The 12,529-nt window shown below is 62.5% G+C and carries 12 protein-coding genes and 1 pseudogene; 4 read left to right on the top strand and 9 right to left on the bottom strand.

Going from position 1 to position 12,529, the window contains the following annotated elements; translation table 11 throughout:
* The 3 genes from H582_RS0121720 to H582_RS0121710 form a co-directional block, all read right to left on the bottom strand.
* Positions 1 to 1,056, bottom strand: a 1,056-nt coding sequence (locus H582_RS0121720) for an InlB B-repeat-containing protein (RefSeq protein ID WP_240479055.1), incomplete at its 3' end; no start/stop codon positions are given.
* Complete coding sequence (locus H582_RS32490) at positions 1,028 to 1,876, bottom strand: tail fiber protein (protein WP_127464585.1); 849 nt, start codon at positions 1,874 to 1,876, stop codon at positions 1,028 to 1,030. The genes H582_RS0121720 and H582_RS32490, both read right to left, overlap by 29 nt.
* A 145-nt stretch (positions 1,877 to 2,021) precedes the next feature.
* A complete protein-coding gene (locus H582_RS0121710) occupies positions 2,022 to 2,615 on the bottom strand; it encodes a DNA-3-methyladenine glycosylase (protein WP_028600217.1) in 594 nt (197 codons plus the stop codon).
* A 119-nt stretch (positions 2,616 to 2,734) separates the two neighbouring features.
* On the opposite strand from H582_RS0121710, the gene thrC reads away from it, so the two are divergent.
* Entirely contained in the window at positions 2,735 to 4,123 is a 1,389-nt protein-coding gene (gene thrC / locus H582_RS0121705; RefSeq protein WP_028600216.1) for a threonine synthase, read from the top strand.
* A gap of 135 nt (positions 4,124 to 4,258) precedes the next feature.
* The gene (locus H582_RS0121700; RefSeq protein ID WP_028600215.1) at positions 4,259 to 4,837 is read left to right on the top strand and encodes a DUF421 domain-containing protein; all 579 of its coding nucleotides are present in this window, start codon (positions 4,259 to 4,261) and stop codon (positions 4,835 to 4,837) included.
* 626 nt (positions 4,838 to 5,463) lie between these two features.
* Here the strand turns inward: H582_RS0121700 and greA are convergent.
* From greA to rlmN, 3 genes are all read right to left on the bottom strand, one after another.
* Entirely contained in the window at positions 5,464 to 5,937 is a 474-nt protein-coding gene (greA, locus tag H582_RS0121695; RefSeq protein WP_028600214.1) for a transcription elongation factor GreA, read from the bottom strand.
* A gap of 104 nt (positions 5,938 to 6,041) precedes the next feature.
* On the bottom strand, positions 6,042 to 7,097 hold the full coding sequence (locus H582_RS28955) for a GNAT family N-acetyltransferase (RefSeq protein WP_052333527.1): 1,056 nt from the start codon (positions 7,095 to 7,097) through the stop codon (positions 6,042 to 6,044).
* Between the two features lie 176 nt (positions 7,098 to 7,273).
* Complete coding sequence (gene rlmN / locus H582_RS28950) at positions 7,274 to 8,371, bottom strand: dual-specificity RNA methyltransferase RlmN (protein WP_043111729.1); 1,098 nt, start codon at positions 8,369 to 8,371, stop codon at positions 7,274 to 7,276.
* Between the two features lie 165 nt (positions 8,372 to 8,536).
* Here rlmN and H582_RS0121680 point away from each other — a divergent pair, with 165 nt between their 5' ends.
* Positions 8,537 to 9,496, top strand: a complete 960-nt coding sequence (locus tag H582_RS0121680) for a cation diffusion facilitator family transporter (RefSeq protein ID WP_028600213.1) — start codon at positions 8,537 to 8,539, stop codon at positions 9,494 to 9,496.
* Positions 9,497 to 9,533: 37 nt separating this feature from the next.
* Here the strand turns inward: H582_RS0121680 and H582_RS0121675 are convergent, their stop codons facing one another.
* Complete coding sequence (locus H582_RS0121675; protein ID WP_028600212.1) at positions 9,534 to 9,866, bottom strand: winged helix-turn-helix transcriptional regulator; 333 nt, start codon at positions 9,864 to 9,866, stop codon at positions 9,534 to 9,536.
* A gap of 160 nt (positions 9,867 to 10,026) precedes the next feature.
* Between H582_RS0121675 and H582_RS0121670 the strand changes: the two genes are divergently transcribed.
* Positions 10,027 to 10,977: an aldo/keto reductase family protein gene (locus H582_RS0121670; protein WP_028600211.1), complete on the top strand. Its 951-nt coding sequence runs from the start codon at positions 10,027 to 10,029 to the stop codon at positions 10,975 to 10,977.
* 612 nt (positions 10,978 to 11,589) lie between these two features.
* Here H582_RS0121670 and H582_RS33270 read toward each other — a convergent pair.
* Together H582_RS33270 and H582_RS28945 are read right to left on the bottom strand one after the other, a co-directional pair.
* The gene (locus tag H582_RS33270; RefSeq protein ID WP_338047408.1) at positions 11,590 to 12,144 is read right to left on the bottom strand and encodes an SMI1/KNR4 family protein; all 555 of its coding nucleotides are present in this window, start codon (positions 12,142 to 12,144) and stop codon (positions 11,590 to 11,592) included.
* Positions 12,139 to 12,504 (bottom strand): annotated as a pseudogene (locus H582_RS28945) (VOC family protein); the annotation flags it as partial. The gene H582_RS33270 and the pseudogene H582_RS28945, both read right to left, overlap by 6 nt.
* Between the last annotated feature and the right edge of the window lie 25 nt (positions 12,505 to 12,529).

Genomic DNA, 12,529 nt, shown 5'->3' with positions numbered 1-12,529 from the left:
CTCCAGCGCACCCGTCACCTCGGCGTCAAAATCATACGCCTGCTTCAGTTCCGCCTCCGTGTACCAGCCGCCGAACGTGTAACCCGTTCGCGTCGGATCGCTTGGCTTCGCGGCTTTGGCGCCATGATCCACGTCCAGCGCCGGAACCGCGCTGCCTCCATGGCTGTCGAAGCTCACCGCATACTGATTCAGCGTCCACTTCGCATGCAGCTCCAGCGGGCCCGTCACTGCCGCATTAAAATCATACGCCTGCTTCAGCTCCGCGTCCGTGTACCAGCCCCCGAACGTATAGCCCGTCCGCGTAGGGTCGCTCGGCTTCACGGCTTTCCCTCCGGCCGGCACCGTCTGCGATGCGACCGTACTGCCTCCATGGCTGTCGAAAGCCACGACCGCGCTTGTTTCGATGCGGAAGGTGATCGTCGCCGCGTTGCCGACCGCGTCGGTCACGACGAGCGTATACGTCCCATCTGCCGACACCGGCTGGCCGCTCGTCCAGAGCGCCCCGTTGAGCGTCGCCGTGCCTTCCGTGAACACCGGCGTCACCGGGACGTTGTAGGAGCCCCCATCCTTCACGCCTGTCACGATTGGAGGCGTCATGTCGATGCTGAAGGTGAGCCTGGTCTGCGACGTTCCATGCAGCGAACGCACATCCAGCACATGGGAGCCTTCGCCCGACTCCACATGGCCGTTCGGAATCTGCCGGCCGTCTAGCGTCGCCGTACCGCTGTCGAACGCAATCGTCACGGGCCGGCTGTACGAGGCGCCGTTCGTCACGCCGGTCACGACCGGCGCCGGCTCCGCACTTACGTTCAGCTGGACGAGCGCATCCGTGCTGCTGCCTTCCGAGTTGGAGGCGCGGTAAAGGAATGAGTCCCCTCCGACAAAGCCCATCCTCGGCTGATAGATGAAGGTTCCGTCGGGGCGCAGCGTCAGCGTTCCGTTCGATGGAGGCTTGCTCACCGCCGCCCGGTTGGCTCCGCTGTCATTGGCGAGCACGCTGACGCTGGACGCAAAGGCCGGCGCCGCTCTAAAGCTGAAGCTGTCTCCTGCCGCCAGCGGCGCGGAGCCCCCCCTCGCGAACCGGATAAATGCCCGTCTCCGCCAGGTAAGCCGGAAACGGCAGCTTGCCTCTCAGGTCAGGAAGCTGGAAGATCCGGATGCCGTCGCCTCCGAAGCGGGCGTACAGCACGGAAAAGAGCGCCTCGTTTTCCGATATCTGAATTGTCTGCCCGACGGCCTGCGGCCATCTGGCAGCGCCGGCATGCATCGACACCATGCCCATGTAGGCTAACTCCTGCGGATACGTAGAAACTTGCGGGTCGGGAAAGCCGCCCTTGTGAGCGACCAGCACCTTCACTCCATCGACATCCGCCACATTCGGAAGAGCGAACGTCGAGCTGCCGTCCCCTCCGTAGGTCGTGCCGACAAGCGAGTACAGGGCGGAGTGCTCGCGTATGGCCAGCGTGCCGCCATTGGCGCTGAGAAAGCCCCCCGGGGCGAAGCTGCCGGCGAATAGAACGGCCTCGCCGATGTTCACTCCGATCTGACCCGGCATATCCGCCGTTTCATCGCGATTGGGGAAAGCGCCTCTCACGGCGATATAATAACCCACTCCGCCCATCGGATCCTCGTCCCGAAGATCCGGGAGCGCGAATGTCGATTTCCCGTCGCCTCCATAATTAGTCCCCAGCAAGCTGAACAAAGCGGTATTCGACTGTATGCTCAACAGCCGGCCATCGCAATACGTCCAGCCTCGCGGCGCGAAATCAGTCGCGAACAGCGCGACCTGCCCGAGCATCGGCTCGATTCCAGAAGCGGCATTGGCCTTTGGCGGCGCAGGCAGCAGCCCGCCCCCCAGCGCGATCAATACGGCCATCGCCAGGACAAGCGTTCGGCGCAGGAGCGCCGGCATCGGCAACAATATCACAATCAGATTCCCCCATGGATCATAATGAATGCTTTCTCTACTCTACTACAGCATTCATTCCAAAAAAATGCAATTTCTAGTTTTGCCAAACGCGCTATCGCGGCCGCGACACATTCCGGTTACCCGCCTCGCGGAAGCGCCACGGATAGTCCCGCGCCTCGCCGCTATTGCCGATGCCGACCCGCGGGCCGGCCACGATCTCTCCCGGCTCGCGCCCGGCCGCGACGAACAGCGGCCGCACCCACATCGCATGGCCGTAATCGGCCATCGTAATGCCGAGCGCCCGCGACAGCTTGCCCGGTCCGCTGGCCAGCTCATGCGGCCGGAGGCCGAGGCCGCGCCTGCGCGCCATCAGCTCCAGCCCCTCGCACGGCTCCAGCGCCCGGATGAGCACGCCTTGCGGACATCCCGCCTGCTCGCTGACGATGTTGAGCAGGCAATGCGTGTGCATCACATGCGCATAAGCATGTCCCGGCTCGCCGAACATGACCTCCGTGCGCTTCGTACGGCGGCCGCCGTAGCTGTGCGCCGCCCGGTCGTCCGGGCCGCAATAGGCTTCCGTCTCGACGATCCAGCCGGCCGCCCTCCCCTCCGGCGTCTCCTTGACGAGCGCCATGCCGATGAGCGCCCGCGCCAGCGCAAGCGTCGGCCGGCGGAAAAAGTCCTGATCGACCGGCATCCATTCCATGCGCGTCCTCTCCTTCTCCGATCTGCCATGAATCTGCCTTTATTTTACCCGCGAGGGGTGGGTAAGAGGGGGCTTTTCTGATACAATAACGAAAAATTCACTCAGAGTAGGGGATCGATATGGAGTACATCAGCACGAGAGGGAAAGTGTCCGGGGTCGGCTTCGTCGACGCCATCCTGATGGGACTGGCCGACGACGGCGGCCTGCTGGTGCCGGCCCGCCTGCCGCAGCTGTCCGAGGCTGCGCTCAAGCAGTGGCAGGAGCTTCGCTACCAAGAGCTCGCCCTTGAGATCTTCTCCCTGTTCATCGGGGACGAAATTCCGCGCGCGGAGCTCAAGCAGCTCGTGGACGACAGCTACGCCACGTTCCGCGACGAGGACGTGACGCCGGTGCGCGGGCTGCGGGACGGCCTGGACGTGCTGGAGCTGTTCCACGGCCCGACGTTCGCGTTCAAGGACGTGGCGCTGCAGTTCCTCGGCAACCTGTACCGCTACGTCGCGGCCAAGACCGGCTCGACGATCCATATCCTCGGCGCGACGTCCGGCGACACCGGCGCCTCGGCGATCGAGGGCGTGCGCGGCAAGGAAGGCATCTCCATCTGCATCCTCCATCCGCACGGCAAGGTCAGCCGGGTGCAGGAGCTGCAGATGACGACGATCGACGACGCCAACGTGCTCAACCTGGCGATCGACGGCACGTTCGACGACGGCCAGCGCATCATCAAGGAGCTGTTCGCCGACGTGGACTTCAAGCACCGCTACCACCTGCGCGCGATCAACTCCATCAACATCGCCCGCATCCTCGCGCAGACGGTCTACTACTTCTACGCCTACCTGCAGCTGGCGAAGCGCGGACATGCCGGCCCGGTCAGCTTCAGCGTGCCGACGGGCAACTTCGGCGACATCTTCGCCGGCTACCTCGCCAAGCGCATGGGCCTGCCGGTCGACCGCCTCATCCTCGCGACCAACGAGAACAACATCCTCGCCCGCTTCGTCGCCGAGGGCGTGTATCAGCCGGGCGAGTTCCGCGGCACGCACAGCCCGTCGATGGACATCCAGGTCGCGAGCAACTTCGAGCGCTACCTGTTCTATCTCTATGGCGAGGACGCCGCGAGCGTCGCCGGGCTGATGGAGCAGTTCAAGCAGCAAGGCTCCCTTTCGATTCCGGCCGACAAGCTCGCCGCCGTGCAGGCGGATTTCTCCGCCCATGCGGTCGGCAACGAGGAATGCCTCGACACGATCGCCCGCTACCATCGCGACACCGGCTATCTGCTCGATCCGCATACGGCCTGCGGCGTCGCAGCCGCCGACCGCATCGCTCCGGCGAGCCCGGTCGTCGCGCTGGCGACGGCGCATCCGGCCAAGTTCGACGAGTCGATCCGGCTGGTCGGCATCGAGCAGACGTACCCGCCGCAGATCGCGGAGCTGTTCGAGCGCCCGACGTATGTCGAGCTGTCGCCGGCGGACGCGGACGCGATCGCAGACCGGCTGAAGACTTTCTTCGAGTAAACGAGAGTAGCCCGATCCCAAGCCCCGGCAGCGAATGCCGGGGCTTTTTGGCGAGCTTTTTCCTTCGGCCACATAATCCCCGGCTGCGCTGCCTACCCTATGGATATCCTCGTTCTGCCATAAAGGAGGCTTTGCATGTCGTTCGACTGGGTTTGGAAATCCGCTTTTCTCGTGCTCGTAGGCATCGTCCTGCTGCGTGCCGCCGGCCGCAAGCCGCTGTCGCAGATGAGCATCGCGCCAGCCGTCATCATGATCTCGATCGGCACGACGATCGTGCAGCCGATCGCCAACCACCACCTCTGGATCGCCATCGGCTCCGCCGTGATGTTCATCCTTACGCTGCTGGCCGTCGACTGGCTGGAGCTCAAGTCGAACCGGTTCGAGCGGCTCGTCCGGGGCGGCTCCAAGATCATCATCGAGAACGGCCAGATCCACGAGGCGAACCTGCGCAAGCTGCGCCACTCCGTCGATCAGATCGAGATGCAGCTGCGCAACCTCGGCATCTCCAGCCTGAGCGAGATCGAGCGGGCGACGCTGGAGCCGAACGGCCTGCTCGGCTACCAGCTGACGCGCCGGGCGCGCCCGGCGACCGTCGGCGACCTGGAGGACCTGCTGCTGAAGCATCTGCCTGCGGCGGCCGGACCGGCCGAGCTGTTCGACGAAGTGTCCCGCCAGGGCCACGGCACCCGCGCCGTCGATTCGAAGCTGCAATAGGCGGGCGAGAGCTCCTGCCGTCTAAGCAGGCGGCGATAGGAGCAAGAGAGGAAATGCATCCAAAACGCCCCTGTTGGCTACCGGCGTAGAATGCTATTTCACTCGGCCTGAAAAGGAGCAAACAACAAAAAGAAATCCGACGCTTTTAAGAAAAGCGTGGGGTTCTTGACAATTTGAGTAAGCCAATCAATATATATTGTTTGTTATATCCTAACGATGGGCATTATGATGATTACTTTTTCAAGTTGAACCTTTTTAACTTGTTATCTTCCACGAACTCCGTCTCGCTTCTGGCTTCTGCAGAGAGCGAAGGTTCCAACGGCGTTAGGACGCGCTGATGCCGTCGAACCGCGCTCCCTAAAGGCAAAAATGACGTTAGCACGCGCTGATGCCGACGAACCGCGCTCTCTAAAGGCAAAAATGACGTTAGCACGCGCTCATGTCGACGAACGCTCGTACACCTAATTCATTACGGCCGCATGCGGTCTCGATTCTTCTCTACGAATCGCTCCCAATGATGGTTCTCATCGAAAAATCTCACTCCATTGCCTGAAAAGATATCCTTTCTTTAATATCGAAAAAAGCGCATCGTCCCCTTCCGGGAACGATGCGCTTTTTTTGCGAAATCAGGCGCTCTTGATCTCCAGCACCTTGTATTGGATCTTGCCCATCGGCGCGTCGACCTCGACGGTATCGCCGACCCGCTTGCCGATCAGCGTCTTGCCGAGCGGGCTCTCGTACGAGATCTTGCCGTCGATGACGTCGGCCTCGGCCGGCGCCACGATGCGGTACTGCAGCTTCTCGTCGAACTCCTGATCGAGCAGCGAGACGAGGGAGCCGACGGTCACCTTGGACGTATCGGAGCTGTCGGCGACACGCGCCTTCTTGAGCATCGCCTGGATCTGCAGAATGCGCGTCTCCATGAATGCCTGGTCTTCCTTGGCGGAGTGGTACTCGCTGTTCTCCTTGAGGTCGCCGTAGCTGATCGCCGTCTTGATCCGCTGCGCCAGCTCGCGGCGCTTCGGACCCTTCAGGTCTTCCAGCTCCGCCTCCAGCTTGGCCAGTCCCTCGGCCGTCAGGATTATTTCTTCATTCGCCATGATCGTTCTCTCCTATCGGGTCGCATATGCCCTCTAGTGTATCACAATCGAGCCGGACCATGCTGAGCGGCGGCCCCGACGCGGCAGAGGACGGGCGAATTTCCTCAAGCCGTCGGCGCTCCGGTCCGGCCGGCGCCGGAGCCCTCCCGGGTCGAAGCTCCTTGCTCCAGCGTCGCGATCAGGCGATGGCGGCCTCGCAGCGGCCGGTAGCCGAGGCGGCGGTTGATCGCCAGCATCGGGACGTTGAGCGAGTCGTTGTCCGTCCGCAAATAGCGGGCCCCGGCGCGCAGCGCGAGGCGGATCGACAGCAGCTTGAGCGCGCGGGCGATGCCGCGGCCGCGATATTCCCGCGCGACGCCGGTATACTCGTGGTACATGCCGCCGGAATCCTCGTTGTAGATGACGTTGCAGATGCCGACGAGACGCTCTCCGTCCATCGCCACGAGCACCCGCGCCGGCGCGTAGCCCTCCACCTGCAGGCCCCACTTGAGCCATTCCCCGTAGGGCATCGTCTCGCCGAGGAAGCCGGGGATGTCCGTATAGGTCGACGTGCACAGCTCATGCAGCCGCCGCAGCGTCTCCTCTCCCGGAGGCAGGTCCGCCAGCGAGGCAAAAGCGATGCCCTCCTCCTCCAGCCGCTCGATGATCATCCTGTCCTCCGGCTGCGAAGGGTCCTGGCCGTCCGTCAGATCGAGCACCGACTGCCACGAGCGCCGCTCCGTCTCGAACCCTCCGCGGCGCGCGAAGGCAATCGCCCGCTCGTCATCGTCCCAGCATTCGCTGAGCAGCGTGTCCGCGCCGGCTTCTCGCGCCCACTCGCGGGAGCTCCGGGTCAGCTCCGCGCCGATGCCCTGTCCATGCGCGTCGGCGGCGACGAGCACGAAGTGGTTCACCATGCCCGGCGGCGTCCAGGGCGCGCGCCAGATCGTCGAGTAGCCGACGAGCCGTCCGTCCTCCGCCTCGGCCACCTGGCGCAGCCGATCGTAGCCCGCGAGCTTGCCTTCCTCGTTTCGATGCAGCTGTCCCTGTTCGTACATCTTGCGGTCTTCCTCGGCCAGCCCCTCCGCCGTCGTCGGCTCCGCCAGCCACTCGTTCCACAGCGCGGCCATGCCGTCGTAATCGTCCGGCAGCCTTGGCGCCCGAATCTTCGTCCCGATCAATGGCGTTCCTCCCTGTCCCTGTCCCTGTCCCTGTCCGCCTGTCGGCGTCCTTGATGACTCCATTATGGAAGCCTGCCGCAGGCCCGGTAAAGGGAGGAAACGGATATAGCCAAAGAAGGGCTGCCCCGTCCCGTCCGCAAAGGACGTTCGGGGCAGCCCTGGAGGCCGTGATGCGCCTACACGCCGGCAGCGGCCGGCTCCTTGCCCTCGCCGCCGCGCAGCTGCTTGCTGCGCAGCTGGCCGCAGGCGGCGTCGATGTCGGCGCCGTGCTCCAGCCGCACGCTGACGCTGACGCCGTTTTTCTTGAGCACGTCGTAGAAGCCGTCGATCGCCTCCTGCGTGCTGCGCCGGTACTGGCTATGTTCGTCGACCGGATTGTATGGGATGAGGTTGACGTTGGCCAGCCGGAGCAGCTGCGGGCGGGAGCGGACGAGCTCGGCGAGCTGCTGCGCTTCCTCGCGGCGGTCGTTCACGTCCGCCAGCAGGATGTACTCCAGCGTGATGCGGCGGCGCGTGCGCTCGAGGTAATAGTCGATGCTGTCGAGCAGCTTCGCGATCGGGTACGCCTTGTTGATCTTCATGATGCGCGTGCGCAGCTCGTCATTGGGGGCGTGAAGCGATACGGCGAGGTTCGCCGGCACGCCGCTGTCCGCGAACTCGCGGATTTTGGCCGTCAGGCCGCTCGTCGATACGGTGATGTGGCGCGGCCCGATGGCCAGCCCCTTCGGATGCTGGACGATCGCGAGGAAGTCCATCAGATGCGCGTAGTTGTCGAAGGGCTCGCCGATGCCCATGACGACAATGTGGCTCACCCGCTGGCCATGCCCCGCATCGTCGAGGAACAGCTGCACGCGCATGATCTGCTCGGCGATCTCGCCGGCCGTCAGATCGCGGCTCTTGGCGAGCAGCCCGCTCGCGCAGAAGCTGCAGCCGATGTTGCAGCCGACCTGCGTCGTCACGCAGACGCTGAGGCCGAACTTATGCTTCATCAGCACCGTCTCGATCAGGTTGCCGTCCTGCAGGCGGAACAGGAACTTCACCGTCCCGTCCACCGACTCCTGGCGCGTATGCTCCTCCAGCGTGCCGATCGCAAACGACGCCTCCAGCAGCCGCACGACCTCCGGCTTGACGCCGGCCGCCTCCATGCCCGCGAAGTCGCGCACCCGCTTGCGGTACAGGCTTTCCCACGCCTGCATCGCGTGAAACTTGCGGTGTCCCCGCTCGCCGAGCCAAGCCTCCAGCCCTTCCTGGGTGAATCCATACAGGGAAGTCATCGTTTCATTCCTCTTTTCTGAGACTGACAATCATTGTCAATTATAATAATTGTAACCATATAAGAATTGAGTTAATATAATAATTAATCTAATTTAGATCCGAGGGCGCCGGACAGCGGCTGCTACCGTGCTCCGCACCCCGGATCCGGAAAGGTCGCGACCCCCATGCCAGACTATCATCACCTGGAGCATGTCAAAACGCAATCCCGGTCCAAGCGCACGCTCTGGATCACGCTGCTGCTGACCTTTTTCTTCACGATCGTGGAAATCGTCGGCGGCCTGCTGTCGAACTCGCTCGCGCTGCTCTCCGACTCCGCTCATATGATCTCCGACGTCATCGCGCTCGGCCTCAGCATGACCGCCATCTACATGGCGTCGCGCCAGCCGGACTCGCGCTATACGTTCGGCTACCTGCGCTTCGAGATCATCGCCTCGTTCCTGAACGGGCTGGCGCTGGCCGCGATCTCCGTCGGCATCCTGATCGAGGGCGTCCGCCGCTTCCTGCGGCCGGAGCCGATCGACTTCGGCCTCATGCTCGGCATCGCCTCGATCGGGCTCGTCGTCAACATCGTGCTGACGATCGTGCTCAGCCGCAGCATGAAGGAGGAAGACAACCTGAACGTGCGCAGCGCGCTCTGGCACTTCATCGGCGACCTGCTCAGCTCGATCGGCGTCATCGCCTCCGCGCTGCTCATCCTCTGGACCGGACGCGTCTGGTTCGACCCGCTCGTCAGCCTCGTCATCGCGGGCATCATCTTCGCCGGCGGCGCGCGCATCACGCGCGAGGCGTACCTCGTGCTGATGGAGTCCGTGCCGGGAGGCTTCGATCTCGAGGAGATCCGCCGGGCGATCCGCGCCGTCGAAGGCGTCGAGGACGTGCACGAGATGCATCTGTGGGCCGTGTCGACCGAGCACTACTCCCTGACCGCGCATGTGTTCGCCGACGAGCGCATCCAGCCCCACTGCATCATTCTAGCCATCAACGACACGCTTCAAAAGAACTTCGGCATCTCCCACTCCACCGTGCAGATCGAGCATGCCCGCATCCATCCGCATGGCGAATACGGCGCCGCGTTCCTGCAGCGCAAGCGGCTCGGCCTGCGCTCGAGCGGCCGGCGCGTCTAGCGGGGCTCCGCAAGCGCGGCGGCCGCCGCAGCCGGCCTCACGTCCATTTGGAAGCCCAGAGCTTCATTTCCCGGATGATCTGATGCAGATCCTCGCCCTTGGGCGTCAGCGTATACTCGACTGTGACCGGCACGGTCGGGTATACCTTGCGTTCAAGCACGCCCTTCTGCTCCATATGGCGAAGCGTGCTCGTGAGCGCGCGCGGGCTGACGGCCGGGATGAGCCGCTGCAGCTCGCCGAAGCGGCGCGTGCCGACGAACAGCTCCCGCAGGACGAGGAAGGCCCATTTGCCGCCGATGACGTCCAGCGTCTTTTCGATGTTGCAGTCGATCACTTCGGGCTTTTTCGGTACATAGTTGTTGGCAGCCAAGTCGAACGTCTCCTTCTCGTAAGCTAGTAACCTCAAGTATAGTAGATAACCCTTGTATAATAAAGTGACGAATATTTCACTACTTCCATCGCGGTAGAAACATGCGTAGAATAGAGGCTGTTCCGAAATCCGATTCCAATGGAGGGATATCCCGATGAGCATGAATTACCGCAGGCTGGGAAGCGCCGGCGTCAAGGTGAGCGACATCAGTCTGGGCAGCTGGCTGACGTACGGAGGGTACGTGGAACGCGAGAACGCCGTCAAGGCGATCCATACGGCATACGCTCTGGGCATCAACTTTTTCGATACGGCGAACGTGTACGAGCGCGGAGCGGCCGAGACGCTGCTCGGCGAGACGATCAAGGCGTTCCCGCGCCACTCCTATGTGCTGGCGACCAAGGCGTTCTGGCCGATGGGCGACCTGCCCAACGACCGCGGCCTCTCGCGCAAGCATCTGACCGACCAGTTCCACGCGAGCCTGAAGCGGCTGGACGTGGATTACGTCGACATCATGTACTGCCACCGGCATGATCCGGAGACGCCGCTCTACGAGACGCTCCGCACGCTGGACGACCTCGTGCGCGCCGGCAAGGTGCTGTACGTCGGCGTGAGCGAGTGGACGGCGTCGCAGATCGCGGAAGCGCATGCGATCGCCGACCGCTACCTGCTCGACCGCATCGTCGTCAACCAGCCGCAGTACAACATGTTCAACCGCTACATCGAGCCGGAGATCATCCCGTACTGCGAGCGCAGCGGCGTCGGACAAGTCGTCTTCTCGCCGCTGGCCCAAGGGCTGCTGACCGGCAAGTACACGTCGGCGACCGACATCCCGGCGGACAGCCGCGCGGCCAAGCTCGACTGGGTCAAGAACGGCATCACCGAGGAGAAGATCGGCAAGGTCAAGCAGCTCGCGGACGTGGCGGCAGAGCTCGATCTGACGGTCGGCCAGCTGGCGCTCGCCTGGATCCTGCGCCAGCCGAACGTCGCCAGCGCCCTCGTCGGCGCGAGCCGTCCCGAGCAGGTCGTCGAGAACGCCAAGGCTTCCGGCGTGAAGCTCGACGCCGAGATCGTCGAGCGCATCGAGTCGATCCTGACCGGCGAGAAGAAGTAATCGCCTATTGAACCCAAACAAGCGAGAAAAATTTCTCGCTTGTTTGGGTTTCGTTTTCTGTTGAGATACCACCATTTGCCTGCGCTGCTCAAAGACAGCCGTTCCTGCATTCAGCCATTAGCAGCAGCTTCGGAAATAAGCTTAAGAAGATGCACCATGTCGTCCATGAAAGTAGATATATATACAAGCGTCCCCGCGATGATAAGCAACAAAATAGTGGTAATGACTTGATGAATAGAGATATCCTTTCTCACAAAGTGCTCACCTCCATTTTCATGGCTCGACTTTCCCCGCCGCCGAAGGGCCGTCTCCAGGCTCATGATGTATGGCTATTTTTGTATGAAATGTCATACAAATTATCCGTGACAAACCCAATTCCGAGCCATTTGTACGATATATCATATAAAGCCCAAATCGAAATTCCCCGGACTGTCAAATTTGCATGAGAAATCACACAAAACGCTTCAAATGTTCTTCACGAGCTCGATGTTTGTGTGATTCATCGCACAAATGAGTCGGTTCTATTATGCGTCGCAAAGATTCCCTACTCCCTTGCGCTGCAAACCCCCGACAGGATTTTGACGCTGAAAGGCTGAGTCAATCCGTTTCAATTCATTTCAATCCGAGCATCGCGCCGGCGGACCGCCAAGTCCAGAACTTGGCTCCGTTGCTGACGACGAATCGACTGAACCAGGTTTCGAAATCACTCCCCAGGCTTGTCAGCTCTTTCGCCGGCGTCGTGCTGGTGCCGACGAGCATATAGTCTTCTTCGCCTCTCGCGTATTTTTCGCAATCCATGACGATCCGGTCGTCGAAAACGACCGCGATCATCAAATACCCCGGCTCTTGGTACGTTTCGTAGAGATGCTCCGCCTGATCGGCCGCGATCAAGCAGCTTGCCCCTCCGTAGAGCTCGTGATCAAATAGGGAGCATCCGTTCGTCAGCTGAAGCAGCTCCAGATAGCTGCCCGGCATATCCAATCCGGTGGAGTCGAGGAGACTCTGGATTTCTTCCGCTGTCGCCGGCGGCTGAAACGAACAGGCGTAGCGACCTGCCTCGCCAGAATCGTCCTGGAGAAACAGGCGGCCGCCCCCAAGCTCTATCCTCTTTTGCAATCCCTCGAAAGTCCGCTTTACAAGCGATGGCGCTGCCGCCACCCGCTCCATGAACTCCAGCCGGTTGCCGAACGGATCCTGCGCGTAGAAGCGCAAGATGCCTTCTTCTTGCCTTGCGTCGTCGTCGGCCGTCGCGATCCCTGCCTCGTCCAGCGTCCGGCGCAGCTCCTCCAGCCCCGTCACGAGAAAGGCCGGATGCGCTTTGCGAGCCGGCACGAAGCCGTCCTGCACGCCGATATGGACCTCATGCCGGCCGCAGCGGAACCAGACGCCGCCCCGCTTCGCCAGCTCGGGCGGCTTCGGCAGCTCCTCCCACTGGAGGCAGCCGCCGTAAAAGCGGCGAGCCTCCTCCTCGCAGCCCGCCGGCGCGGCCAGCTGCACATGGTCGATTCCTTCGTAGGCGAAAGCCATCCTGCTTCTCCCTTTCCACGCAGGC

The organism is Paenibacillus pasadenensis DSM 19293, assembly GCF_000422485.1.
In the GTDB taxonomy this organism is placed as follows: Bacteria; Bacillota; Bacilli; order Paenibacillales; family Paenibacillaceae; genus Paenibacillus_O; species Paenibacillus_O pasadenensis.
Note: the sequence above shows the minus strand (reverse complement) of the source record. Positions and strands in the feature narration are given on the sequence as shown.